This is a genomic window from Collinsella sp. TM06-3 (assembly GCF_003436395.1).
GTDB lineage: Bacteria > Actinomycetota > Coriobacteriia > Coriobacteriales > Coriobacteriaceae > Collinsella.
The window spans coordinates 1-4,293 of record NZ_QSPG01000015.1 but is presented as its reverse complement, the minus strand read 5'-3'; the positions used below and the strand labels follow the sequence as shown (position 1 = coordinate 4,293).

4 protein-coding genes and 1 tRNA gene are annotated in these 4,293 nt (G+C 56.1%); all 5 read right to left on the bottom strand.

Going from position 1 to position 4,293, the window contains the following annotated elements; translation table 11 throughout:
- Window positions 1–443: 443 nt before the first annotated feature.
- Window positions 444–519 (bottom strand) — tRNA-Arg (locus DXD56_RS06950).
- Between the two features lie 135 nt (window positions 520–654).
- Window positions 655–1,053, bottom strand: coding sequence for a DUF956 family protein (locus DXD56_RS06945; RefSeq protein ID WP_117640690.1), 399 nt, complete (start codon window positions 1,051–1,053; stop codon window positions 655–657).
- A gap of 120 nt (window positions 1,054–1,173) precedes the next feature.
- Complete coding sequence (locus DXD56_RS06940) at window positions 1,174–2,094, bottom strand: PTS system mannose/fructose/sorbose family transporter subunit IID (protein ID WP_117564942.1); 921 nt, start codon at window positions 2,092–2,094, stop codon at window positions 1,174–1,176.
- 16 nt (window positions 2,095–2,110) lie between these two features.
- On the bottom strand, window positions 2,111–2,929 hold the full coding sequence (locus tag DXD56_RS06935; protein WP_089573274.1) for a PTS mannose/fructose/sorbose transporter subunit IIC: 819 nt from the start codon (window positions 2,927–2,929) through the stop codon (window positions 2,111–2,113).
- A gap of 18 nt (window positions 2,930–2,947) precedes the next feature.
- Window positions 2,948–3,937, bottom strand: a complete 990-nt coding sequence (locus DXD56_RS06930) for a PTS sugar transporter subunit IIB (RefSeq protein WP_089573275.1) — start codon at window positions 3,935–3,937, stop codon at window positions 2,948–2,950.
- Window positions 3,938–4,293 lie beyond the last annotated feature (356 nt).

The following is a 4,293-nucleotide window of genomic DNA, read 5'->3' as shown; positions in this document are numbered from 1 at the left end:
GGGGGGACAGCATCGCTGTCCCTATTCTTTATCGACGGCTTAGCCGGCGGCAAGGACACGGTACGTGGCCGCGCAGCGAGCTTCGCGAGCGAAGAGGACGGCATCGCCGTCCCTATATTTTTATAGTATATTTCTCTATTAATTGGTTTCACCAAAATGGGTATAGCGCAAGCTTCTGAACAGGCGTTTTTATCAAAAACTCAAAGCAGCCGAATCATCAAAATGGTGAAATTTTTTACCCAAATTGAGGAAGCGCTTCACCAAAATGGAACCGACTAACGGCTGTTGAAAACTTTTTATCCCCAAAATGGTGATTTCCTGTTTTCAGTGGAAAACTCGGTAAGTTAAATTATTTACTTACCAGATTTACAAACAAAAGCAGTTCTTAACCCTAAAACCAGAACAGGTCAGAAGCAAAATTAACTCCTGACCTGCGATTTTTCTGGTGCCCCCGGGCGGATTCGAACCGTCGACACCCGCTTTAGGAGAGCGGTGCTCTATCCCCTGAGCTACGGAGGCATGTTGTACTAGTGTAGCAGATTTACTGCATCGCTATACGTCGCATGACTAGACTTCGAAGTTGCGATGGAATAGTTCCTGCCTAAAGCATCTAAAGCCGTATATCAGAGCTATTTCACCACAACTTATGGGGAGCTAGTCGCCTTTATGGAAGAGGCTTTTGATGACGGAGGGGATGCTCTTGGCGCCCTTGGCCGTCACATCGATAAAGTCGGGCGAACGAACGAGCCTGTCCTCGTCAATGTACTTACGCACCGCGCGAAGCGTTTCCTTGTCATTGCGCGTCGAAAACGTAAAGTGGCCATTCTCTTTGGTAAAGATGGCAAAACGCGTAATCTTCTTGGTGCCGCGCAAAACCTCGGCGGCAATATAGTCGACCTCGTCCCACGGGATTTGGATATAATCCTCGGGATTACGCTCGTTATAGTACTCAAACGCCTTATTGCCCACCATCACGTTACCGTGACTGGTAAGCCCCATCAGGCAGGTTGCCGGCGTTGCCAGATCGACCGTGCTGTTCTGAGATTGCGCCATACGCGCCTCGCCCTCCAATAAAAACAATCGGACCGCATCCAGTGTACCCACCGGGTGCGGTCCGTTTCAATGGCTCAAAAGCCCTTGCCTAGCAACTCTCGGTCTTAAGCCGAAGCGTGCTTACATGAAGCCGCAGACGCGACCGATGATGCCGACGGCGAAGAGAGCCAGGATGATGACGATCGGGCTGACCTTCTTCTTGAGGAGCTTGCAGACCAGAAGGGTCAGGCACACGGCGGCAAGGCCGGGGATGAGCTGATCGAGGTTGGCCTGAAGCGTGGTGACCTTCACCGGGTCGAGTGCGTTGGCACCGACAGAGCTGTACATCGTCAATGCCTGCTTGATGCCCTCAGAACCGGCGGGCAGGTTGGCCCAGTCGATATAGGCGCCAGCGGACTGCGTGACCTTGGAGACGACCGGGGTGAAGGAGATGGACACCCAGCGCTCGACCAGGGCGCCGATGATGAACATACCCAGGATGGAAGCACCCTCGGTGACCTTGCCCATCAGACCGCCGGAGAGGTCCTTGGCGATGGAGGAGCCGACCTTGTAGCCAAACTCCTGCGTGTACCACAGGAAGGCGTAACGGATGATGTTCCACGCGAAGAAGAACAGCAGCGGACCGGCGATGCTGCCGGACAGGGCCAGGGAAGCGCCCAGTGCGCCCAGAATCGGGCGAAGGGTGAACCAGAAGGCGGGGTCGCCGACGCCGGCGAGCGGGCCCATCATACCGACCTTAACGCCCTGAATGGCGACGTCGTCAATCGGAGCACCGTTGGCGCGCTCCTCCTCGAGAGCGAGGGTAACGCCAATGACGGGGGCGGAAACATAAGGGTGGGTGTTATAGAACTCCAGGTGGCGCTTAAGAGCGGCAATCTGGTCATCCTTGCTGGTGTAGAGCTTCTTGATCGCAGGGATCATTGCGAAGCACCAGCCGCCGTTCTGCATACGCTCGTAGTTCCACGAGCCCTGAAGGAACTGATGACGGAAGCAAACCTTCTTACGGTCAGCCTTGGTGAGCTGAATCTTGTTCTCTGCCATATGTATCACTCCCCTCCTACTCGTAATCGTTCAGAATGTCGCCGAGCGGATCGCCGGAGCCACCGCCCATGCCGCCACCCTGCTTGGCCAGATCCTTAAGGCCAAGGTAGATGAGGGCAAGGGAGATGCCGATGAGGCCAAGGGCGATCAGCGTGAGCTGAGGGATGGCAGCAAGGACAAAGCCGAGGATGAAGAACGGCCAGGTCTCCTTGGTGGCCATCATGTTGATGACCATGGCGTAACCGACGGAAGCGACCATGCCGCCGCCGACGGCCATGCCGCCGGACAGCCAATCGGGCATAGCGTTAAGCGCGTTGGTAACGGCCTCGGCCGGGATGATGCACAGAAGTACTGCCGGGATGGCGATACGAACACCCTGCATGAGGATGCCGGCGTACTGCCAACGCTCGATGCCGGCGAAGTCGCCCTTCTCGGCGCAGGCGTCCATGCCGTGAACCATAGCGGTAGCCAGGGTACGGCAGATCATGGTCAGGAACAGACCAGCGACCGACAGCGGGACGGCGACGGCGATGGCGGCGGTAACGGCCTTGGCCGAATCGGTGGCGCCACCGTTGAGGGCGAGCACCATGATGATCGAAGAAGCGACCGAGGCCAGAGCGGCGTCAGGCGCGACGGCGGCGCCGACGTTAGCCCAGCCAAGGGCCATCATCTGGAGCGAACCGCCCAGGAGGATGCCCTCCTGAAGGTGACCGGTTACGAGACCGATAAGCGTGCATGCCACGAGCGGCTGATGGAACTGGAACTCATCCAGAATGCCTTCCATACCGGCAAGCAACGCGACAATCGCAACAAGCAGAATAGTGATTGCAGACATGTATCGGACCCTCCTTTACTATGCTTGAGCGGCCAGTTCGGCCTTAGCTTTCTTCAACATGGCGTCGAGATCCTCGGAGGAATCCGAAGGAACCTTGCGGACCTCGAACTTGACGCCCTTGGCCTTGAGAGCCTCGATGGTCTTGACATCGTCATCGCCCATGGCGACAGCGTTGGTGACGACGACCTTGCCCTTGGAGTGGGCCATGGAACCGATGTTGGCTTCCTTGATGTCGACGCCGGCCTCGATGGCCCTGAGCAGATCCTGCGGGTTCTCGAACAGCAGCATCGCCTTGGTGTCGCCAAAGCGCGTGTCCTTGACGACCTCGGCCATCTTCTTGATAGGCACGACGTTGGCGTGGACTCCCGGAGGGGCAGCCTGCTCGATCATGGTCTTGCGGAGCTCGTCGTGAGCAACGCCGTCGGAGACCACGATGATGCGGTTGGGGTTGATCTGCTTGGTCCACGTGGTGGCCACCTGACCATGCAGCAGACGCGTGTCGATACGGACGTGGGCGATCTTGATGTGCCCGTCGCCGATCACCGTTCCCGGAGGAATGGCACCCGCAGGAGCAGCGGCGGCCGCAGCCGGCTTCTTCTCCTCGGGCTCCAGAGACTCGGGCTTGACGCGCACGCCGGCCTTAGCCTCAGTCACGAGATGTTTTGCGATCGCATGTGCAGTGTTCTTTGCGTCAAAGCGCTGCGAATATGCCTCGATGAGCATAGGCAGGTTGACACCGGTGACGATAGCCCAGGAATCGTGGCCCTCGATGAGCCCGCTGATCTGATTGAACGGCGTGCCGCCCCACAGATCAACGAGGAAGAGCACCTGCTCCTGGTCCTCGAAGGAAGCGATTGCCTCCTCGACCTTGGCACGGAAGTCGTCGGGGCCCATGCTCGGCTCGAGCGAGACCACGGCAACAGACGGCTGATCGCCAAAGACCATCGAGCCCGTCTGCTTGATTCCAGCCGCCAAGTCACCATGGCTAGCAAGAACAATACTTACCATCACATAACCTCCTTTTTGTCTACGTAATTCCTACACGACAGTTATGGAGTATAGCTGCAAATACAGCAGAATTGTTTGAAAAACTGCAAAAGGTAGCATTATTTGTTTAAACGTCTTGTTTTGTTACAAGCTGATTACATTCCAGTATTTTAGCTGATTTGCTGCTGAGGATTGATAGCTGATCTATTTACATGACCGAATTGAGCACGCTGTTCATTATTGCCGGTTTTAAACAGACACAAATGTGCTCGGGTTGAGGCTATTTCGTTTAAACAGATGGTGCTTGACTAATGGTAAGGAATATGCTCTAGGAAAGTAGTCGTTGGGTGTTCCTATAGTTTTGTCAACCGTCGGGG